Source organism: Dactylosporangium sp. NPDC049742, assembly GCF_040674675.1.
GTDB classification, from domain to species: Bacteria; Actinomycetota; Actinomycetes; order Mycobacteriales; family Micromonosporaceae; genus Dactylosporangium; species Dactylosporangium maewongense.
The window spans coordinates 31906-52758 of record NZ_JBFANF010000054.1 but is presented as its reverse complement, the minus strand read 5'-3'; the positions used below and the strand labels follow the sequence as shown (position 1 = coordinate 52758).

Genomic DNA, 20853 nt, shown 5'->3' with positions numbered 1-20853 from the left:
CCCCGAGACGCCGGGGGCGGCGGTGCGGTCAGCGCGTGCCGGTGGGCAGCTCGGCGAGCAGCTGCTCGACGCGGGCCCTGATGGCGTCGCGGATCGGGCGGACGGCGTCGAGGTCCTGCCCGGCGGGGTCGTCGAGCTGCCAGTCGAGGTAGCGCTTGCCGGGGAACACCGGGCAGACGTCGCCGCAGCCCATGGTGACGAGCACGTCGGAGGACTCGGCGGTGTCCCAGTCGAGCTTGCGTGGCGGGTCGGCGGTGATGTCGATGCCGACCTCGCGCATGGCCTCGACGGCGACGGGGTTGACCCGGTCGGCGGGGTCGCTGCCGGCGGAGCGGACCTCGACGGTGTCGCCGGCGAGGTGGCGCAGCCAGCCGGCGGCCATCTGGGAGCGGCCGGCGTTGTGCACGCACACGAACAGGACGCTGGGCCTGGCGGTCATCTGGTGCTGCCTTCCTGCTGGACGACGTGGGTGACAGCGGCGCCGCCGGTGGTGCCGCCGGCGTACGGGTAGAGCGCGAGGAGCAGCCCAGTGCCGACGACGAGTCCGGCGACCTGGGCCGCGATGAACCCGGGCACGGACGCGGGCGCGATCCCGGCGAAGGTGTCGGTGAACGCCCGGCCGATCGTCACGGCCGGGTTGGCGAACGCCGTGGACGACGTGAACCAGTAGGCGGCGCCGATGTACGCGCCGACCGCGGCCGGGGCGGCGGACGACCGGCCGGAGCGGGCCAGGGCGAAGATCAGCAGCAGCAGGCCGGCGGTCGCGACGACCTCGCCGAGCCACAGGTCGCCGCCGCCGCGTTCCTTGTCCGCGAAGTCGACCGCGGGCAGCCGGAACATGAGGTCCGCCAGCACGGCCCCGGCGATCGCCCCGGCGACCTGGGCGGCGACATAGCCGGCGAGCTCGCGGGCGGAGAGGCCGGTGCCGGTGCGCCGGCCGAGGAACCAGTCGGCGGCGGACACCACGGGGTTGAAGTGGGCGCCGGAGACCGGGCCGAACATGAGGATGAGCGCGCCGAGCGCGAACGCGGTGGCGACGGAGTTCTCGAGCAGCTGCAGGCCGACGTCGTCGCTGAGCCGGGTGGCCATGATGCCGGAGCCGACGACGGCGGTGACGAGCAGCGCGGTGCCGAGGAACTCGGCGAGGAGCCGCCGCGCGGGGGCGCTCACTGTACCGCCGGGGCGAGGCGGTCGACGCGCGTGGCGAGCTCGGCGAAGGCGGCCTCGAACGCGGCGTCCGTGTCGGCGGGCGCCGGGACGGACCAGTGCAGCCGGGCCCGCGCGCCGGGCCGGGTCTCCTGGGTGAGGTCCTCGTGCGCGTTGTCGCACACGGCGACGACGAGGTCGGTGTCGTGGACGACGTCGGCGACGTGCGCGGTGCCGGTCGCGTCGATCACGAGGCCGTGGCGGCGGGCGCAGGCGACCGCGCGGGGGTGCACCCTGTCGGCCGGATCCGTGCCGGCCGACGCGGCGGGGATCGTGGCCCGGCGGGTCCAGAGGGCGGCGGCGAGCTGGGAGCGGGCCGAGTTGTGCGTGCAGACGAACACCACCCGCGGCACGTCGCGCAGCGGCGGCGGCGTGAGCGAGGCGAGGGCGCCGGGCTCGAGGCGCAGGTAGGTGCGGCGCCGGTCGCCCTCGGAGCGGGTCCGCACCACCAGCCCGGCGTCCTGCAGCACCTTGACGTGGTGGGCGACGAGGTTCGTCGGCAGGTCCAGGTCGCGGGCGATCTCGCCGGGCGACGCGTCGCCGACGGTGAGCGTGTCGACGATGGCCAGCCGCGCCGGATCGCCGAGCGCGGCGTGGATCCGGGCCCGCCGCCGTACCGAAGAAAGCTCAGCATTCATTGACTCAATTATTGCTGAAGTACTGGCGCGGGTCAACCGGGTGGCGGGCTGCCGGCGCGGGTGAGGATGCCGGCGGCCGCGACGAGGGCCGCGCCGCCGATGGTGGCCAGGACCGGGGTGTAGCCGCCGGCGGTGGTGTACAGGCCGGCGGCGGCCAGGGGAGCGGCGGCCTTGGCGAGGGTGACCGGGGTGGCGAGGGTGCCGGCGATGCTGGCGTACGCGGTGGTGCCGTACCGGTCGGCCAGGAGGGTCGGGACGGCGAGGCTGGCCAGGCCGAAGCCGAGACCGAAGCCGGTGACGGCGGCGACGGCGCCCGCCCGGGTGTGGCCGGCGAACGGCAGGCTGATCGCGGCGACCGCCTGGACGGTGAAGACGGCGGCGACGACGGCGTGCGGGCGGAACCGGTGGCGGGCGGCGGTGAGCAGCAGCCGGCCGGTGACCGACAGCACGCCGAGCAGCCCGGCGACGGTGGCGGCGAACGTGGCAGGGTGCCCGGCGGCGACGAGGAACCCGACGAGGTGGACGGTCATCGCGCTCATCGCGGCGCCGTGGGCGACGAACGCGACCGCCAGGCACCAGAACCGGGCGTCGCGGACCGCTGCCCGGACCTCGGCCCGCCGTGTCGCAGGCGTCGACCGATCCACGGCCGAACCTTGTGAAGGGCGGCGGACGACGAGCGCGTGCAGCGGCACCGCGACGCCGCCGTAGAGGGCGGCGAGGACGAGGAGGGTGCCGCGCCAGCCGTACCGGTGCTCCAGGAGGCCGGTGAGCGGCATGAAGACGGTGCTGGCGAACCCGGCGACGACGATCATGCCGAGCAGCGCCCTCGCCCGGCGGGCCGGGTCGAACCAGGCGACGATGATCGCGGTCGCCGGTTCGTACAGCGCCGTCGCCATCGCGGCGCCGAGCGCGACGAACACGGCGTACAGCTGCCACAGCGACTGCACCTGGGACCAGGCGGCGAGCAGCAGGGCCCCGGCGGCCGAGCCCGCGGTCATGAGCGCGCGGCCGCCGTGCCGGTCCAGCCACCGCCCGACCGGCACCGCCAGTGCGGCGGAGGCGAGCAGGGCGGTGGTCAGCGCGCCGGTCACCGCGGCCGGCGAGGCGTGCAGGTCGGCGGCGACCGGGTGCAGCAGGACGGCGAAGGCGTAGTAGAGGCAGCCGTAGCCGGCGGTCTGCGTGACGGCGAAGACCGCGACGATCCGCCAGCCCTGGAAGCCACGGAACCCCCGGCGACCGCCGCTCGTGCCGGAGGCGGTCGCCGGGGCGCGGGTGGCGGTCATCCGCCGCAGCAGCCGCTTTGCTGGTCGGACTGCCCGGTGGCCGTGATCATGGTCAGCGGCGTGGACAGCAGTCCGCCCGAGATGCCCGTGGCCAGGCCGCGCCCGGCCGGCACAAGGGCCGGGTTTTCGGCGGGGGCACCGCAGCAGCCCCCGCTGCCCTCGATCGTGGTGGCATCGAGCGGGGCGTTGCTGTTGCAGACGCCGGTCTCCGGGAGGTCCAGTTGTACGTCGCAGGCGGCGGTCCAGTCGCCGGCGAGGGCGGCGACGACGGAGCGGACCTGCTCGTAGCCGGTGGCGAGCAGGAACGTGGGCGCCCGGCCGTACGACTTGACGCCGACGGCGTGGTAGCCGGGCTCGGGGTGGGTGAGCTCGTCGACGCCGTGCGGCGGGACGGTGCCGCAGGAGTGCTCGTTCGGGTCGATGAGCGGTGCGAGGGCGCGGGTGGCGCCGAGCACCGGGTCGAGGTCCAGCCGCAGCTCGGAGACGATGCCGTGGTCGGGCCGGAACCCGGTCGCGGCGACGACCCGGTCGGCGGTGATGTCGCCGGTACCGCCGGACAGCCGCACCCGGTCGCCGTCGACGGTGACCGCCTGGACGGAGAACCCGGTCATCAACTCGACGGTGCCGGTGTCGACGTGCTCGCGCAGCCGGGAGCCGATCGCGCCGCGGGCCGGCAGGGCGTCGGCCGCGCCGCCGCCGTACGTGCGGTCCGGGCTGTCCGTGCGGATCGCCCACACGACGCTGGTCCCCGGTTCCTGCCGCGCGAGCTCGGCGAGGGACAGCAGCGTGTTGGCCGCGGAGTGCCCGGCGCCGACGACGACGGTGCGCCTGCCGGCGAACCGGTCCCGGTCGGCGCCGAGGACGTCGGGCAGGGCGTGCTCGACGAACCCGGCCGCGGCCCGCTCACCGCGGGCGGGGATGCCGGAAGCGCCGAGGACGTTGGGGGTGGCCCAGGTGCCGGAGGCGTCGATGACCGCGCGGGCCAGGACGTCGTCGCCGTCGGTGAGCCGGACCAGGAACGGTGCCTGCTCCCGGCCGGCGGTGCGGACCCGGTCCAGGCCGAGGCGGGTGACGGCCTCGACCCGGGCGCCGTACCGTACGTGCGGCTTGAGCGCGGGCAGGTCCGCGAGGGGCTGGAGGTAGTCGGCGGCGAGCCGGCCGCCGGTGGGCAGGAGCTCAGGGTCGGGTTCGACCCAGCCGGCGTCGAGCAGGAGGCGGCGGGCGGCGGCGTCGATGTTGTACCGCCAGGGCGAGAACAGCCGCACGTGCCCCCACTGCCGCACGGACGCGGCGGGGCCGTCACCGGCCTCCAGGACGAGGAACGGCAGGTCCCGTCCGGCGAGGTGGGCGGCGGCGGCGAGACCGACCGGTCCGGCTCCGATGACGACGACTGGCAACGGGTTCACGGTATGGCTCCTGTCCTGAGCATTGTCGGAAGTAAGTGGCGTGGGCGCGCCGGTCAGTTGACGTGCGGGCTGCGGCGCTCGAGGAAGACCACGTCGCGCCACCGGTTGCCCTGGCCGGCGTGCCGGGCGACGCGCTCCCGGACGCCGACGGTGCGGAACCCGGCGGCGTGGTGCAGCGCGAGGCTGGCGGTGTTCTCCGGGAAGACCCCGGACTGGATGGTCCAGATCCCGGCCGCCTCGGTGGACGCGACCAGCGCGTCCAGCAGCGCCCGGCCGACCCCGCGGCCCCGCGCGGCCGGGTCGACGTACACGGAGTGCTCGACGACGCCGGCGTACACCGCCCGGGCCGAGACCCGCGAGACCGCGACCCAGCCGAGCACGAGCCCGGCGTCGTCGACGGCGACGAGGCGGTGCCCGGGGAGCCGGCCCGCGTCGAACGTGGCCCAGTCGGGGGCGGCGGGCTCGAAGCTGGCGTTGCCGCCGTCGATGCCGGCCTGGTAGATGGCGAGGACCGCGCCGGCGTCCGCCGGCGTCATCGGCCGGATCGTCGGGCCGGTCACGCGCAGCCTCCGACCCGGGAGGGGGCGGGCCGGCCCATGACGACGTCGGCGGCCGACGGGAAGCACCCGACACACGCCTGGTTGATCCGGTAGTGCCGGGCGTTGCCGACCGCCTCCACGAGCACGAACCGGACCTCGGTGAGGATCTTCAGGTGCTGCGACACCGTCGACTGGGCCAGGCCGACCGCCTTGACCAGGTCGCCGACGCTCATCGGCCGCGCCTGCCGGGCCAGGTACTCCACGATCTGCACCCGCGACGGGTCCGCGAGGGCCCTGAACCAGGAGGCGTACTCCTCCGCGGTCGCCCGGTCGAGCAATCCGGTCACGATCCACCACCTTCATCGTTTATCGCCGATGTGCGATGAAACTGTAGTGTCCGTGGCGCCGGCGAGCCAGCCCGTGGCCACGACGAGCCGCGCCACCGCGGTGAGCGTGGCCGTCTCGACGCGGTCGGCGGTGTCGGCCGGGCTGTGGTAGCCGGCCATCCCGGCGCCGACACCGACGGCGGCGAGCCCGGCGGCGGCGTAGCGGCGGTTGTCCGAGGCGACCGGTCCGGCCGCGAGGGGCAGCCCGGTGTGCCGACCGGCCTGGTCGAGCGCCGCCAGGAGCCCGTGCGCGGGCCCGCCGGCCTCGACCGCCGCCGCCCGGTCGAGCCGCCCGGCGCCGTCCACGTTGACGACGAGGGGCGCCGCCCCGGCCCGGCGCAGCCGTGCGGCATGGTGGGCGGAGCCGAGCGCGCCGGCCTCCTCGCCGTCCAGCAGCGCCACCGACAGTCCGGCCCCGTCCGGCAGCGCTCCGGCCCCGGCGAGGACCCGGGCGGCCTCCAGGACGACGGCGACGCCGCTGCCGTTGTCGGCCGCGCCCGGCTGCCGCAGCCCCGGATGGTCGCCGACCCCGTCGTAGTGCGCGGTCAGCAGCAGGCCCGGCCGCCCGGCCGCGGCGGTGCGCCAGCGGGCGTGGACGTTGGCCGCCGCGGCGTCCACGCGGCGGATCGGCGTGTTCGCCGCGAACCAGCCGCCGGGCCGGACCGCCGCGTGCATGGCGGTGTCCAGGGTGAGGACCGGCAGCGGACCCGGGTCCGGCCCGGCGAGCATCGTGTACTGCCAGCCCTCGGCGTCCACGCGCCGGCCGGTCAGCAGCCCGAGCGCGCCGTGGGCGTGACCGTAGGCGTCGGACAGGGGCATCCCCGCCGGGACCAGCAGCCACCGGCCGGTCGGGTCGCCCGCTCCGGCGACGGCCAGCTCGCCGCGCCGGACCAGGGGCTGGTCGGCCGACGCGAGGTGCACCGCGACCTCGCGGCCGAAGCCGAGCCGGTGGTGCGCGGTGCCGTCGTGCCACTCGACGGCCGGCGCGACGTACACCTCGGGGACGCGCGGGGCGGTGAACGGCTCGACCGTCACCGCGGCGCCGAGGTCGCGCAGGTGTCGGGTGAGCCAGGCGCGGGCGGCGGCGCCACCGGCCGTGCCGACCCGCCGGCCGGTGAACGGCTCGCCGGCCAGCGTGGCGACGGTGGTGGCCATCCGCGCGCCGGACACCGCGTCGAGGAGCGCGCCGAGCCCGCGGGCGGGGGCCGGCAGGCCGGTGGTGCTCATCCGCAGCAGCCGGCGCCGGAGGCGACCGACTCGGTCTTCGCCCCGGTGCCGCAGCAGGCGCCGTCGGCCTCCGCCTCGGCGGCCGTGCCGCAGCACGGGCCGCTCGCGGCGCCCGGCTCGGGCAGGTCGGGGGTGGCCTGCGGTGGGTTGCCGCAGCAGCCGCCGGTCCCCACCACCGTGAGTGCCGCGGCCGGGTCGCCGGCGAAACCGCCCTGGGTCATGATTGGACTCCCTCTGACTAGACGTTTGTCGAATCAGAGAGTTGCACGCTGTTTCGAGATCTGTCAACCTAGAGGAATGTCGAAGCAGGCCGGGCCGCTCACCCTGACGGATCTCAACGCCGCCGACGCGCCGTGCTGCCCGCCGATCGCCCAGGACCGGATCCCGGCGGAGACCGCGGCCGTCCTCGCGCCCGCGTTCAAGGCCCTCGGCGACCCGGTCCGGCTGCAGCTGATGTCGATGATCGCCTCCGCCGACGGCGGGGAGATCTGCGTCTGCGACCTCACCCCGGCGTTCGACCTGTCCGGTCCGACGATCTCCCACCACCTGCGCGCCCTGCGCGAGGCCGGCCTCGTCTCCGCCGACCGCCGCGGCACCTGGGTCTACTACCGCGCCCGGCCCGGCATCATGCGCCAGCTCGCCGCGCTGCTGACCGTCACCGACCCGGCCTGACACAGACCCGGCCGGCGGCCCGGCCTGAGACCGGGGCGGGGCGGACCGCGGCCGGCGGTCCCGCCTGAGACCAGAGCGGCCGGCGGCCCGGGACGGGAGCGGACGTGCGGCGGCCCGGGACGGGAGCGGACGTGCGGCGGCCCGGGACGGGAGCGGACGTGCGGCGGCCCGGGACGGCGGCGGATCGCCGCGCGCCCCGGGCCGGTCGCGCCTCAGACGTGCGCGAGGCGGGCGGCGTCGACCGCGTCGTTCAGCCGCTGCTCCGCGTCGCGGCTCAGCGAGCTGCGCAGCATGCGGCCGCCGAGCTGGAGCGGCGCCATCTCCTGGACGACCTTGTCGAGGGTGATCTGGTCGACCAGGAGGAACAGCACCGCCGAGCCGGGCTGCAGCGTGCCGGCGAGGTCCTTCATGAACTTGTCGTCCACGCCGACGTCGGTGCTCTTCCCGGCGAGCGCCCCGGCTCCCGCACCGACCGCCATGCCGAGGAACGGGGCGAAGAACAGCAGCCCGATCAGGCCGCCCCACATCGCGCCGCCGGCCGCGCCGATACCGGTCGCGGACGCCGCCTGGTGCACCTTGACCTTGCCGCCGGCGTTGACCTCCACCACAGCGGCGTCGCGCAGGGTGATGAGCCCTTGCCGCTGCATGCCGACGAGCTTCTCCCGGGCGGTCTTCGCGGTGGGGATGTCGCTGTACTCGATCGCGATGATCTCGCTCATGGTGGCTCCTCTCACCAGATGTCGTGGTGTCACCTGCAACGCTCGCCAGGCCGGTGCCGATCCGCCTCGCCTGCATCGAGTGACCGGACGCGGCGCGGCCCGCCCCCGCACGTCACCCCCGCCTGATGACGGCGCCCGCCCGCGCCGGGGGGAGCGTCAGACGCGAGGCGGGACGGGCTCGGGGGAGGTTGGTCGATGCCGGCGGACGTCAAGGGGAACAGGCCGGGGAGCGACGCCGCCGCGCGGTGGCTGGCCCGCCTGGCGCTGGTGTCGGCCGTCGCCGCGTTCGGGGTGCTCGTCGCCGCCGGTGGGCTCCGCGGCGTCGTGCTGGTGGCGGTCGCGGTCGCCGGTGCCGGGGCCGGGCTCGCCGGCGTGTGGGCGGCCCTCGCGTACCGCGGCGCCCGCCGGGTGCTCGCCGGCCTGGTCGCGGTCGCCGCCCCGGTGACGGTCGTGGTCCTGTACGCCCAGGCCGGGCTGCTGCTGGTGGCGCTGGTCTGCGTCGGCCTCTGGGCGCTGGCGGTCACGGCGGCCGGGGCGGCGCTGCCGCGCCCGGGCACGGCCGAGCACGCCGTCGCCGCGCCGCCCCGCCACCCGTTCCTGATCATGAACCCGCGCTCGGGCGGCGGGAAGGTGGAGCGGCACGACCTCGCCGGCAAGGCCCGCGCGCTCGGGGCCGAGGTGGTGCTGCTGGAGGGGCCGCGGGAGGTCGACGTCGCGGCGCTGGCCCGGCAGGCCGTGCGGTCCGGCGCCGACCTGCTCGGTGTCGCGGGCGGCGACGGCACGCAGGCGGCGGTGGCCCGGGTGGCGGTGGAGCACGACCTGCCGTTCGTCGTGGTCGCCGCCGGCACGCGCAACCACTTCGCGATGGACCTCGGCCTCGACCGCAGGGACCCGGCCCGGTGCCTGGACGCCCTGACCGACGGGGTGGAGCTCCGGGTCGACGTGGGCTGGGCGGGGGACCGGATGTTCGTCAACAACGCGTCCTTCGGCGCCTACGCGGAGGTGGTGCAGAGCCCCGGCTACCGGCAGGACAAGGCGGCGACGGCGCTGGAGATGCTGCCGGACCTGCTCGCCGGCCGCGACGGCGTCGCGCTGCGGCTGCACACCGGCGGGACGAGGGTCGCCGGCGCCCAGGCCGTCCTGGTGAGCAACAACCCGTACGCGAGCAACGACATCGTGGGCCTGGGCCGCCGGGAGCGGCTCGACGGCGGGGCGCTCGGCGTGCTGGCGGTCACCGTCAACAACGCCGCCGACGCGGCCATGCTCGTGCGCGGCACCCGGTCGGAGCGGCTCACCCAGCTCACCGCCGGCGCGGCGGTCATCGAGGCGGACGCGCCGTCGGTCCCGGTCGGCATCGACGGCGAGTCGGTCCTGCTGCCCACGCCGGTGCGGTGCCGCATCCAGCCCGGTGCGCTGCGGGTCCGGGTGCCGCGGTCCAGGCCGGTCCGCCGCCCCCGCCAGCGGGTCGACTGGCGCCGGCTGTGGCGGCTGGCGTTCACCGTCGGCGGGGGCAGGACGGCGTCCACCGCCGGCGAGGACCGGCGGTCGTGAACGGTGGGCCGTGGCGCCCGCCGCTGGTCGTCGCGCACCTGTCGGACCTGCACTTCGGGCGGCACGCGCCGGCGGTCGTGGACCCGCTCGTCGCCGACGTGGCCGCGGTCGCGCCGGACCTGGTGGTCGTCACCGGCGACTGCACGATGCGGGCCCGGGACGCCGAGTTCGTCCAGGCCCGGACCTTCCTCGACCGGCTCCCGGCGCCGCTGCTCGTGGTGGCCGGCAACCACGACGTGCCGCTGCTGCCCCCCAGCCGGCTCGTCGCGCCGTACGACCGGTACCGCGCCCGGCTCGAACCCGAGCTCGACCCGCGGCTGGACCTGCCGGGCATCCGGGCCCTCGGCCTGCAGTCGATGCCCCGCTGGCGGTGGAAGAGCGGCCGGGTGTCGCGCCGGCAGTCGGCGACGGTCGCCACGTTCCTCGGCGCCGCCCCCGCCGGCGCGGTCCGGCTGCTGGCGCTGCATCACCCGCCGTTCACGCGCGGCCCGGCCCGCATCGCCGGGCGGGCGGCGCTGCTGCGCGCCGCCACCGCCGCACGCGTCGATCTCGTGCTCGCCGGGCACACGCATGTGCCCGCCAGCCGCCGCCGTGACCGGCCCGCCGGCCGCGGACCGGTCGAGGTGGTGGCCGGCACGGCGACGAGCCTGCGGCTGCGCGGTGCGCCCCGCTCGTGGACCGTCATCCGGGTCGACGACCGGCGGATCCACGTCGAGCACCGCGTCGAGGTCGCGGGGTCGTGGCGCACCGGCCCCACCACCGGCTACGAGCGTTGATCAACCCGCCGCCGTGTCCGTGGCCGCGGCCGTGGCACCAGTCGTGGCACCGGCCGTCGCCGGGTGCCGGTGCCGCAGCACCAGCTTGCGGATCTCCGTGACCACGATCACCGACAGGGCGGCGACGACGCACACCAGCCACTGGGTCAGGTTGAGGCTGACGGTGTGCAGCATCCGCTGCAGCAGGCCGACCTCGGTGGCGATGATGGTCGCGATGACCGACATGCCGCTGGTGACCAGGAACCGGCGGTCGTCGAAGGTCTCCAGGGTGAACACCGACCGCAGGTCGCTGCGGACGGTGAACGACAGCGCCAGGTTCAGCAGCGAGAACGTCGTCAGGCCCATGGTGCGGGCGACGTCGGTCCCGTGCACGGGACCGGCCCAGGCGATGACGGCCAGGGTGACCACGCCCAGCACCAGCCCGAGGAAGGCGAGCCAGAGCAGGGTGCGGCCGGGCAGCAGCGGTTCGCCGGAGCGGCGGGGCGGCCGGCGCATGAGGTCCGCGTCCTGCTTGCCGTAGCCGAGGCCGATCGCCTGGAACACCTGGGTGGTGAAGTTCACCCACAGCGTCTGCAGCGGCAGGAACGGCACGCCGGCGGCGATGTTGAAGATGCTGGCGCCGAGGAACGTGGCGATGAAGCCGATGAGGGCGCCCATCTGGAACTGGACGTAGCGCTTGAGGTTGTCGTACAGCGCCCGGCCGATCTCCACCGCCTTGACGATGGTCGCGAAGTCGTCGTCGGTGAGGATCATCGCGGCGGCCTCCTTGGAGACCTCGGTGCCGGTGATGCCCATCGCGATGCCGATGTCGGCGCGCTTCAGGGCGGGCGCGTCGTTGACGCCGTCGCCGGTCATCGCGACGATGTGGCCCTTGCGCTGCAGGATCTCCACGAGGCGGACCTTGTGCTCCGGGGTCACCCGGGCGATCACCCCGATGTCGTCGATGTCGCGGCTCAGCTGCTCGTCGCTCATCGCGCCGAACTCGGCGCCGGTGATCGCCCGGCCGTCGATGCCGAGCTGCCCGGCGATGGCGGCGGCGGTGACGGCGTGGTCGCCGGTGATCATACGGACCCGCATGCCGGCGGCCTTCGCCGTGGCGATCGCGGCCTTCGCCTGCGGGCGGGGCGGGTCGACGATGCCGACGAGGGCGAGCAGGGTCAGCTCGTCGAGGGTCTCCAGCAGCGCGGCCTGCGGGTCGAAGCCGGCCGTGGGGAAGTCCTTGCGGGCCGTGGCCATGACCCGCAGGCCCTGCGCGGCGAGCCGCTCGTTCTCGGCCAGGTAGCGCCCGCGCAGCTCGTCGTCCAGCGGGCTGGGCGTCAGGCCGGGCCAGAGCACGGTGGCCGCCCGGGCCAGCAGCTGGTCCGGGGCGCCCTTCACGTAGGCGCGCACCACGTCGGTGCCGGCGTCGTCGGTCATCCGGTGGAACGTCGCCATCAGCTTGTACGCGGCGTCGAACGGCACCTCCGCCAGGCGCGGGTACCGCTGCCGCGTCGACACCACGTCGACGTGGCCCTTCTCGGCGAGCACGACCAGCGCACCCTCGGTGGGATCGCCGATCAGCTCGCCGTCACGCACCACGGCGTCGCCGGCGAGGGCCATCGGCAGCAGGAACGGCTCCAGCGGCACGTCGGGCTGGCCGGCGGTGTGCCGGATGTCGCCCTCGATGCCGTAGCCGCTGCCCGACACGGCGTACCGGCGGCCGGGGATCGCCAGCTCGACGGCGGTCATCTGGTTCAGCGTCAGCGTGCCGGTCTTGTCGGAGTTGACGGCGGAGGTCGACCCGAGGGTCTCGGTGGACCGCAGCCGCTTGACGATCGCGTTGGACCGGGCGAGCAGCTGGGTCCCCATCGACAGGATCGTGGTGACGACCGCGGGGAGGCCGGTCGGGATGGCCGAGACGGCGAAGGCGACCGCGGCGAGGAACACCACGTTGAACGCGTTGCCGCGGGACAGGTTCAGCGCGATCGACAGCGCCAGCGCGACGCCGGCGACGATGAGGATCTGGTTGGTCAGCCGCGACAGCTGGCGGGTCAGCGGGGTCTCGGCGTCCTGGGCCGTCTGCAGCATCCCGGAGATGTGCCCGACCTCGGTCGCCATCCCGGTCGCGGTGACCACGAACTCGGCGGTGCCGCGGGTGACGTTCGTGTTCATGTACACCATGTCGACCCGGTCGCCCAGCGCCGCCTCGGTCCCGGCCACGGACTCGGCGTCCTTGGCGACCGGGACGCTCTCACCGGTCAGCGCGGACTCGTCGATCTCGAGGCCGGTGGACCTGACCAGGCGGCCGTCGGCCGGCACGAGGTCGCCGGCCTCGACCAGCACCACGTCGCCCGGCACCAGGTCCTCCGCGGCGACCTCGGTCAGCTGCGCGTCGCGGCGGACCTTCGCCTTGACGATCATCATCTTCTGCAGCGCGCTGACCGCCGCCGCGGCCTTGCCCTCCTGCCGCATCCCGAGGGCCGCGTTGAACAGGGTGAGCAGCAGCAGGAGCAGCCCCGTGCCGAGCTGCCGCAGCGGGTACAGGCTGCCGATCCCGGCGCACAGCAGGACGATCTGCATCGGGTCGGCGTACTGCCGCCCGAACGCCCGCCACCACGACTCCTTGCGCGACCCGGCCAGCCGGTTCGGACCGTAGGTGGCACGACGCGCCGCCACCTCACTGTCCGACAGGCCGGAGCGCGGTTCGACGTGCTCCACCGCAAGGGTGTCCGTGACTGACAGCGCGTGGAAGGGCGGCGCTTCCGCCTCCTTGGTCGACATCGTGACCATGAACGTGTCGCCTCCTGAGGTCCGCGTAACGATCCGGCGGGGGAGGCGCCCGAATACCCATTCGGCGGCCGTTGATCCCTGAAGGACGAGGACGGTGTGAGCGCCGGTCAGCGCGCGGCTCCGGGGTCCGCCGGCGATCCGGTGCGGTGGTCGTGGGTGTACGCGTCGAGCCGGTCGAGCAGCGCGGGGTCGGCCCGTTCGTCGGGGGTCGCGGACCGGCGGCGCGCGTCGAGCTCGGCGGTGCGCAGGGTGAGGGTGATGGTGAGCCCGCCGCCGGGGGTGTTCTCGGGTTCGAGGCTGCCGCCCATGGCCTCGGCGAGGCCGCGGGACAGGGCGAGGCCGAGGCCGACGCCGGTGGTGTTGTCACGGTCGCCGAGCCGCTGGAACGGCTGGAAGATCCGGTCCCGGTCGGCGGCGGGGACGCCGGGCCCGTGGTCGACGACGCGGACCTCGACCAGGCCGGCGTGTTCGCTGACGGTGATCAGCGGCGGCCGGTCGGCAGGGCTGTGGCGCAGGGCGTTGGCGAGGACGTTGACGAGGATGCGCTCCAGCAGCGCCGGGTCGGCGTGGATCTCGGGCAGCTCGTCGGGGACGATGACCCGGACGCCGGCCGCGGCGTCGCCGAGGTCGTCGACGCTGCGGGGGATCGCCTCACCCACGCTGATCGCCCGCGGGTGCATGCCGAGCGCCCCGGCCTGCAGCCGGCTCATGTCGAGGAGGTTCTCGACCAGGCGGTTGAGCTTGTCCAGGGACTCCTCGGCGGTGGCGAGCAGCTCCTCGCGGTCCTCGGCGGAGAACTCGACGTCGGGGCTGCGGAGGCTGCCGACGGCGGCCTTGGCGGCGGCGAGCGGGGTGCGCAGGTCGTGGCTGACCGCCGACAGCAGGGCGGTGCGCAGCCGGTCGACCTCGGCGAGGTTCCCGGCCGCGGCGGCCTGCTCCGCCAGCCGCTGCTGGCGCAGCGCGATGGCGGCGTGCGCGGCGAACGCCTCGACCAGGCGCCGGTCCGCCGCGGCGAGGATCGGGCCGCGCAGCACCAGCGACAGGTCCTCGTCGATCGGCACCTCGGACTGCCCGTCGGCCGGCGACGTGCACGGCTGCCCGCCGACGGTGGCGGCGATCTGCCACGCGCCGGTGTCGCCGCGCGGCTCGGGCCCGGCGTCCTCGCCGGTACGGCGCTGCAGCAGGGTGACGCTGGTGAGCCCGAACGCCTCACGGACCCGTTCGAGCAGCGCCGGCAGCGGCCGGTCGCCGTGCAGGACGCCGCCGGCGAGCGTGGACAGGGTCTGCGCCTCGGCGCGGGCCCGCGCCGCCTCCCTGGTGCGCCTGGCGGCGAGGTCGACGACGGTCGACACCGCGGTGGCGACGAGGACGAACGCGAGCAGCGCGAACAGGTTCTCGCGCTCGGCGACGGTGAACCGGTGCAGCGGCGGCGTGAAGTAGTAGTTGAGCAGCAGGAAGCTGCCGACGGCGGCGAGCAGCGCCGGCCACAGGCCACCGACGAGGGCGACGGCGACGGTCAGGATGAGGAACGCGAGGATGTCGCTGGGCAGCGAGATGTCCGCCTGGACCGCGGTGAGGCCCACGGTCAGCAGCGGCAGGCCGAGCACGGCGAGCGCGACGCCGGCCAGCCGCCGGCGCAGGGTGAGCCCGCCGGGACCGCCGTGGCGGAGCCGGCCGCGCCGCGCCTGCTCGTGGGTGACCAGGTGGACGTCGATCGAGCCCGACCCGGCGGTGGTGGTCACGCCGACGCCGGGGGAGAGCACCTGGGCGAAGCGGTTGCGCCGGCTGGCGCCGAGGACGAGCTGGGTGGCGTTGACGCCGCGGGCGAAGTCGAGCAGCGCGGCGGGCACGTCGTTGCCGACGACCTGGTGGTAGGTGCCGCCGAGGGTCTCCACCAGGACGCGTTGCCGGGCGAGGTTCGCGGGGTCCGCCCCGGCGAGCCCGTCGCCGCGGATGACGTGGACCGCGAGGAGGTCAGCGGCCTTGGTACGGGCGGCGACCCGGGCCGCGCGCCGGATGAGGGTGTCGCCCTCCGAGCCGCCGGTGAGGGCGACGACGACCCGTTCGCGGGCCTCCCACGTGGCGTCGATGTGGTGCTCGGCCCGGTACCGGTCGAGCTGGTCGTCGACCTTGTCGGCGAGCCACAGCAGGGCCAGCTCGCGCAGGGCGGTGAGGTTGCCGACGCGGAAGTAGTTGCCCAGGGCCGCGTCGACCTTCTCCGGGCGGTAGATGTTGCCGTGCGCCATGCGGCGGCGCAGCGCCTCCGGGGTCATGTCGACGAGCTCGATCTGCTCGGCGCGGCGCACGACGGCGTCGGGGACGGTCTCGCGCTGCGGCACGCCGGTGATCTGCTGGACGACGTCGTTGAGCGACTCGAGGTGCTGGATGTTGACGGTGGTCAGCACGGTGATGCCGGCGTCGAGGAGCGTCTCGATGTCCTGGAAGCGTTTGGCGTGCCCGCCGCCCGGGACGTTGGTGTGGGCGAGCTCGTCGACGACGGCGACCTCCGGGCGGGCGGCGAGGACCGCGTCGAGGTCCATCTCGGTGAACTCGGCGCCGCGGTAGGCCACCGTCCTGCGCGGGATCACCCGCAGGCCGGTGAGCATCGCCTCGGTGAAGGGCCGGCCGTGGGTCTCGACGAACCCGACGACGACCTCGGTGCCGCGCTGCTGCCGGCGGTGGCCCTCTTCGAGCATCTTGTAGGTCTTGCCGACGCCGGGTGCGGCGCCGAGGTACACCCGCAGTTGTCCGCGCGCCATGCTTCGCACCATGCCTTCTGTAGGTGGCCGGCCCGCCGCCGGGGTGGGCGGCGGGCCGGCACGGGTCAGCCGCGGACCGGGTGCGCGGCGTCGAGCGCCAGGTTCAGTTGCAGGACGTCGACGCCGGGCTCGCCGACGAACCCGAGCACCCGCCCGGTGGTGTACCTGTCGACCAGCCGCCGCGTATCCGCCGGCGACATGCCGCGGGCGGCCGCGACCCGGTTCACCTGGAGCCGGGCGTAGGCGACGCTGATGTGCGGGTCGAGTCCACTGCCGCTGGCGGTGACCGCGTCGGCGGGGACGGCCGGACGGTCCGGTGCGCCGCCGCGGACCGGGGTGACGACGCCCTTGCTGTAGTCCTCGCCGGGCACGGCGAGCTCGACCGCGACCCCGTCGTAGGTGGCGACGAACGGCGCGCCGGGGCCCGTCTCGTTGAGACTGACGACGCGGGTCACCGGGCCGGTGGCGCCGTCTCGGTGGAACACGGCGAGGACCGCGCCGACCCCGCCGGGCGTGCAGTAGGGCCGGCCGCCGTCGACGCCTTCGAGCTCGCCGGCGGCCTTGCTGCGGGCGCAGACCTGGGTGAGCAGGCTCGGCTTGCCGCCTTCGCCGAGGGTGTCGACGACGTTCTCCGGGCCGAGGTTGCTCGCCGACGTCGACGTGGGGTCGTAGCCGTTGCCCGCCGCGGACGGCCGGGACTGGAAGTACTGCCGGAGCGGGTGGCCGTCCGCGTCGGTGTACGACTGGCCGATGAGGCGGCTGCCGACCGGCCTGCCGTCCTTGGCGACGAGCGAGCCGTCGGCCCGGCCGGACAGGCCCGGGATCCGGCCGACGCCGACCATGAGCAGCGGGTAGACGAGGCCGAGCAGGACGGTGAGGACGAGCAGCGCGCGCAGGGCGGCGAGGTGCTGGCTGAGCCAGGCTGGGAGGCGCATCAGGAGATCCCCGGAATCCAGGCGATGAGCAGGTCGATGAGTTTGATGCCGATGAACGGGACGATGACGCCGCCGGCGCCGTACACGAGCAGGTTGCGGCGCAGCATCGAAGCGGCGGATCCCGGCCGGTACCGCACCCCGCGCAGGGCGAGCGGGATGAGGGCGACGATGACGACGGCGTTGAAGATGACTGCGGACACGATCGCCGAGGTCGGCGAGTCCAGGCGCATGATGTTGAGCCGGTCCAGGCCGGGGTAGATCGCGGCGAACATGGCCGGGATGATCGCGAAGTACTTGGCGATGTCGTTGGCGATCGAGAACGTGGTGAGGGCGCCGCGGGTGATGAGCAGCTGCTTGCCGATCTCGACGATCTCGATGAGCTTCGTCGGGTCGGAGTCGAGGTCGACCATGTTGCCGGCCTCCTTCGCGGCGCTGGTGCCGGTGTTCATGGCGACGCCGACGTCGGCCTGGGCGAGGGCGGGGGCGTCGTTGGTGCCGTCGCCGGTCATCGCGACGAGCTTGCCGCCCTCCTGCTCGCGTTTGATGAGCGCCATCTTGTCCTCGGGGGTGGCCTCGGCGAGGTAGTCGTCGACGCCGGCCTCCTCGGCGATCGCCTTGGCCGTCAGCGGGTTGTCGCCGGTGATCATGACGGTGCGGATGCCCATGCGGCGCATCGCGTCGAACCGCTCCCGCATGCCCTGCTTGACGACGTCCTTGAGGTGGATGACGCCCAGGGCGCGGGCCGGCCCGTCACCGGCGCGTTCGGCGACGACGAGCGGCGTGCCGCCGGACGCGGAGACCGCGTCGACGATCGCGCCGACGTCGCTGGTCGGGTGCCCGCCGTTGTCCCGGACCCACCGCATGACGGCCGCCGCCGCGCCCTTGCGGATCTGCCGGTCGCCGTCGACGTCGACCCCGGACATCCGGGTCTGCGCCGTGAACGGCACCCAGACGGCGCCGCCGAGCTCCCCGGCGGTGCGTTCCCGGAGACCGTGCGCGGTCTTGGCGTGCACCACGACGCTGCGGCCCTCCGGCGTCTCGTCGGCGAGGCTGGACAGCTGCGCGGCGTCGGCCAGCTCCTGGTCGGTGACGCCGGTCGCGGGGAGGAACGCGGCGGCCTGCCGGTTGCCGAGGGTGATGGTGCCGGTCTTGTCCAGCAGCAGCGTGTTGACGTCGCCGGCGGCCTCGACGGCGCGGCCGGACATGGCCAGGACGTTGCGTTGCACGAGCCGGTCCATGCCGGCGATGCCGATCGCGGACAGCAGCGCCCCGATCGTGGTCGGGATGAGGCAGACGAGCAGCGACACGAGGACGATGCCGGTGACGCCGTCGCCGTTGAGGGCGAGGCTGTCGGGCGCGAACGCCTGCACGCCCTTGGAGTAGATGGCGAGGGGCTGCAGGGTCGCGACGGCGAGCAGGAAGATGATGGTCAGCGAGGCGAGGAGGATGTTGAGGGCGATCTCGTTCGGGGTCTTCTGCCGGTTGGCGCCCTCGACGAGGGCGATCATCCGGTCGATGAAGCTCTCGCCCGGCTTCTGGGTGATCCGCACGACGATCCGGTCGGAGAGCACCCTGGTGCCGCCGGTGACGGCGCTGCGGTCGCCGCCGGACTCGCGGATGACGGGCGCGGACTCGCCGGTGATCGCGGACTCGTCGACGGAGGCGATGCCCTCGATGACGTCGCCGTCGCCGGGGATGATCTGGCCCGCCTCGACGACCACGACGTCACCCTGCCGCAGTTCGCTCGCGCTTCTCGTCGTGCCGTCGCGCAGGTGCGCCACGGTGTCCTGCTTCGCCCGGCGCAGCGTCTCGGCCTGCGCCTTGCCGCGGCCCTCGGCGACGGCCTCGGCGAGGTTCGCGAACACCACCGTCAGCCACAGCCAGGCGGTGATGAGCCAGGCGAAGACGCTCGGGTGCAGCACGGCGAGGACGGTGGTGAAGACCGAGCCGATCTCGACGATGAACATGACCGGGTTGCGCCACAGCGTGGCCGGGTTGAGCTTGCGCAGGGCGTCCGGGGTGGACTTCCACAGTTGCCGGGGGTCGAGCAGCCCGCCGGCGACGGTCTGGGTGGTCATCGGATGCCTTCCGCGAGCGGGCCGAGCGCGAGGGCCGGCAGGTAGGTGAGGAGCACGACGATGACCGTGACCGCGACGACCATGCCGATGAACAGGGGTTGGTACGTCCTGAGCGTCCCGGCCGACTGCGGCACGGGGGTCTGCCGGGCGAGGGAGCCGGCGAGGCCGAGGACGAGGATGATCGGCAGGAACCGGCCGAGGAGCATGCACAGCCCGAGGGCGGTGTTGTAGAACGTGGTGTTGACGGAGATGCCGGCGAACGCGGAGCCGTTGTTGTTCGACGCCGACGTGAACGCGTAGAGCACCTCCGACAGGCCGTGGGCGCCGGGGTTGGCCATCGACGCCCGCGCGGTCGCCGAGCCCATCGCGACGGCGGTGCCGACGAGGACGAGCGCCGGCGTGGTCAGCAGGTAGAGCGACGCGAACTTGATCTCGCGGGCGCCGATCTTCTTGCCCAGGTACTCCGGCGTCCGGCCGACCATCAGCCCGGCGACGAACACGGTGATGACGGCGAGGATCAGCATGCCGTACAGGCCGGAGCCGACGCCGCCCGGCGCCACCTCGCCGAGCATCATGTTGAGCATCGTCACCATGCCGCCGAGCGACGTGTACGAGTCGTGGAACGAGTTGACCGCACCCGTCGACGTGAGCGTGGTGACGGCGGCGAAGGTCGCCGACTGCGACACCCCGAATCGGGTCTCGGTGCCTTCCGTCGCCGCGCCGGCCGCGGTGGGGACCGTCCCGCCGTGCGCGAGCTGCAGGGCGTTGATCGCGATGACGCTGCCGATCGCGAGGATCGCCATGATGCCCGCGATCGCGAGGCCCTGCCGCCGGTCGCCGACCATGCGGCCGAAGGTGCGGGGGAGGCTGAACGGGATGAGCAGGATCAGGAACAGCTCGATCCAGTTCGTCCAGCCGGTCGGGTTCTCGAACGGGTGGGCGCTGTTGGCGTTGTAGAACCCGCCGCCGTTGGTGCCGAGCTCCTTGATGACCTCCTGGCTGGCGACCGGCCCGCCGGTGATGGTCTGGCTGCCGCCGGTCAGCGTGGTGACGTCGGTGCCGCCGCTGAGGTTCTGCACCACGCCGCCGGCGATGAGCGCGACCGCGGCGACGGCGGCGACCGGCAGCAGGATCCGCACGCAGATCCGGACCAGGTCGACCCAGAAGTTGCCGAGCTGCTCGGTCCTGGAGCGGGTGAACCCGCGGACGAGGGCGACCGCGACGGCGACGCCGACGGCGGCGGAGGTGAAGTTCTGCACGGCGAGCCCGGCCATCTGCACCAGGTGACCCATCGTCGACTCGCCCGAGTACGACTGCCAGTTGGTGTTGGTGACGAAGCTGACCGCGGTGTTCCACGCCTGGTCGGGCTTGACCGGGTCGAAGCCGAGCGACAGCCACAGATGGTTCTGGACCCGCTGGAACAGGTACAGGGCCAGGATCGAGACGGCGGAGAACGCCAGGACGCTGCGGGCGTACACGCCCCAGGACTGCTCGCCGTCGGGGTTCACGCCGACGGCCCGGTAGACGAGCCGTTCGGCGCGGGTGTGCCGGGTCGAGGTGACCGACCGGTACATGTGGTCGCCGAACGGCTTGTACACCAGCACCAGGGCGATGATCAGCGAGGCGATGAAGACGGCGCCCGCTCCCGCGGTGCCCATCAGAACCGCTCCGGGAAGAGCAGGGCCGTCACCAGGAACGCGGTCAGGGCGACCGCGAGGACGAGACCGACGAGGTTCTCGGCGTTCACAGCCGCTCCACCGCCCGCACCACCAGGCCGAGGACCGCGAACAACGCGATCGTCAGCAGCACGAACCACAGGTCAGCCACGAGGGATCTCCTCCTTGAATTCCACTTCGCGCGGCCGACGTCCGGCCGCATCCGAAGTGAAGCCCCGGCGGCATGCCCTGCC

Annotated in this window: 20 protein-coding genes; 3 read left to right on the top strand and 17 right to left on the bottom strand. The window is 74.5% G+C overall.

Features of this window, described 5'->3' with window-relative positions:
- Window positions 1-28 precede the first annotated feature (28 nt).
- Genes AB0J72_RS43890 through AB0J72_RS43850 form a run of 9 tightly spaced genes read right to left on the bottom strand, consistent with a single transcriptional unit; the run spans window position 29 to window position 6906 of the window.
- Complete coding sequence (locus tag AB0J72_RS43890) at window positions 29-439, bottom strand: arsenate reductase ArsC (protein ID WP_363411014.1); 411 nt, start codon at window positions 437-439, stop codon at window positions 29-31.
- Window positions 436-1170, bottom strand: coding sequence for an MIP/aquaporin family protein (locus AB0J72_RS43885; RefSeq protein WP_363411011.1), 735 nt, complete (start codon window positions 1168-1170; stop codon window positions 436-438). Before AB0J72_RS43885 ends, AB0J72_RS43890 begins: the two co-directional genes overlap by 4 nt.
- Window positions 1167-1844 (bottom strand): helix-turn-helix domain-containing protein, encoded by a 678-nt coding sequence (locus AB0J72_RS43880; RefSeq protein ID WP_363411008.1) that lies wholly within the window; start codon window positions 1842-1844, stop codon window positions 1167-1169. Before AB0J72_RS43880 ends, AB0J72_RS43885 begins: the two co-directional genes overlap by 4 nt.
- 32 nt (window positions 1845-1876) lie before the next feature.
- The gene (locus AB0J72_RS43875) at window positions 1877-3127 is read right to left on the bottom strand and encodes an MFS transporter (protein WP_363411005.1); all 1251 of its coding nucleotides are present in this window, start codon (window positions 3125-3127) and stop codon (window positions 1877-1879) included.
- Window positions 3124-4533, bottom strand: coding sequence for an FAD-dependent oxidoreductase (locus tag AB0J72_RS43870; protein ID WP_363411002.1), 1410 nt, complete (start codon window positions 4531-4533; stop codon window positions 3124-3126). Before AB0J72_RS43870 ends, AB0J72_RS43875 begins: the two co-directional genes overlap by 4 nt.
- A 53-nt stretch (window positions 4534-4586) precedes the next feature.
- Window positions 4587-5093, bottom strand: coding sequence for an N-acetyltransferase family protein (locus AB0J72_RS43865; RefSeq protein WP_363410999.1), 507 nt, complete (start codon window positions 5091-5093; stop codon window positions 4587-4589).
- A complete protein-coding gene (locus tag AB0J72_RS43860) occupies window positions 5090-5422 on the bottom strand; it encodes a metalloregulator ArsR/SmtB family transcription factor (RefSeq protein WP_363411095.1) in 333 nt (110 codons plus the stop codon). Before AB0J72_RS43860 ends, AB0J72_RS43865 begins: the two co-directional genes overlap by 4 nt.
- A 9-nt stretch (window positions 5423-5431) precedes the next feature.
- A complete protein-coding gene (locus AB0J72_RS43855) occupies window positions 5432-6685 on the bottom strand; it encodes a M28 family peptidase (protein ID WP_363410996.1) in 1254 nt (417 codons plus the stop codon).
- The gene (locus AB0J72_RS43850; protein WP_363410993.1) at window positions 6682-6906 is read right to left on the bottom strand and encodes a hypothetical protein; all 225 of its coding nucleotides are present in this window, start codon (window positions 6904-6906) and stop codon (window positions 6682-6684) included. Before AB0J72_RS43850 ends, AB0J72_RS43855 begins: the two co-directional genes overlap by 4 nt.
- Before the next feature lie 76 nt (window positions 6907-6982).
- Here AB0J72_RS43850 and AB0J72_RS43845 point away from each other — a divergent pair, with 76 nt between their 5' ends.
- Entirely contained in the window at window positions 6983-7357 is a 375-nt protein-coding gene (locus AB0J72_RS43845; RefSeq protein WP_363410990.1) for a metalloregulator ArsR/SmtB family transcription factor, read from the top strand.
- A 212-nt stretch (window positions 7358-7569) separates the two neighbouring features.
- On the opposite strand, the gene AB0J72_RS43840 is transcribed toward AB0J72_RS43845, so the two are convergent.
- Entirely contained in the window at window positions 7570-8076 is a 507-nt protein-coding gene (locus tag AB0J72_RS43840) for a DUF1269 domain-containing protein (protein ID WP_363410987.1), read from the bottom strand.
- Between the two features lie 195 nt (window positions 8077-8271).
- Between AB0J72_RS43840 and AB0J72_RS43835 the strand changes: the two genes are divergently transcribed.
- Together AB0J72_RS43835 and AB0J72_RS43830 are read left to right on the top strand one after the other, a co-directional pair.
- Window positions 8272-9627: a diacylglycerol kinase family protein gene (locus AB0J72_RS43835; protein WP_363410984.1), complete on the top strand. Its 1356-nt coding sequence runs from the start codon at window positions 8272-8274 to the stop codon at window positions 9625-9627.
- Window positions 9624-10403, top strand: coding sequence for a metallophosphoesterase (locus tag AB0J72_RS43830; RefSeq protein WP_363410981.1), 780 nt, complete (start codon window positions 9624-9626; stop codon window positions 10401-10403). The genes AB0J72_RS43835 and AB0J72_RS43830 overlap by 4 nt, the downstream gene beginning before the upstream one ends.
- On the opposite strand, the gene AB0J72_RS43825 is transcribed toward AB0J72_RS43830, so the two are convergent.
- The 7 genes from AB0J72_RS43825 to AB0J72_RS43795 all read right to left on the bottom strand — a co-directional run bounded on the left by AB0J72_RS43825 (window position 10404) and on the right by AB0J72_RS43795 (window position 20822).
- Window positions 10404-13163, bottom strand: coding sequence for a cation-transporting P-type ATPase (locus AB0J72_RS43825; protein ID WP_363410978.1), 2760 nt, complete (start codon window positions 13161-13163; stop codon window positions 10404-10406).
- 116 nt (window positions 13164-13279) lie between these two features.
- Window positions 13280-15931, bottom strand: a complete 2652-nt coding sequence (locus AB0J72_RS43820) for a DUF4118 domain-containing protein (RefSeq protein ID WP_363410975.1) — start codon at window positions 15929-15931, stop codon at window positions 13280-13282.
- 65 nt (window positions 15932-15996) lie between these two features.
- A complete protein-coding gene (locus AB0J72_RS43815) occupies window positions 15997-16866 on the bottom strand; it encodes a potassium-transporting ATPase subunit C (RefSeq protein ID WP_363410972.1) in 870 nt (289 codons plus the stop codon).
- Window positions 16866-18944 (bottom strand): potassium-transporting ATPase subunit KdpB, encoded by a 2079-nt coding sequence (gene kdpB, locus AB0J72_RS43810; RefSeq protein ID WP_363410969.1) that lies wholly within the window; start codon window positions 18942-18944, stop codon window positions 16866-16868. Before kdpB ends, AB0J72_RS43815 begins: the two co-directional genes overlap by 1 nt.
- On the bottom strand, window positions 18941-20602 hold the full coding sequence (kdpA, locus tag AB0J72_RS43805; RefSeq protein WP_363410966.1) for a potassium-transporting ATPase subunit KdpA: 1662 nt from the start codon (window positions 20600-20602) through the stop codon (window positions 18941-18943). The genes kdpB and kdpA overlap by 4 nt, the downstream gene beginning before the upstream one ends.
- Entirely contained in the window at window positions 20602-20691 is a 90-nt protein-coding gene (gene kdpF / locus AB0J72_RS43800; RefSeq protein WP_344502038.1) for a K(+)-transporting ATPase subunit F, read from the bottom strand. Before kdpF ends, kdpA begins: the two co-directional genes overlap by 1 nt.
- Complete coding sequence (locus AB0J72_RS43795) at window positions 20688-20822, bottom strand: hypothetical protein (RefSeq protein ID WP_363410962.1); 135 nt, start codon at window positions 20820-20822, stop codon at window positions 20688-20690. Before AB0J72_RS43795 ends, kdpF begins: the two co-directional genes overlap by 4 nt.
- Window positions 20823-20853 lie beyond the last annotated feature (31 nt).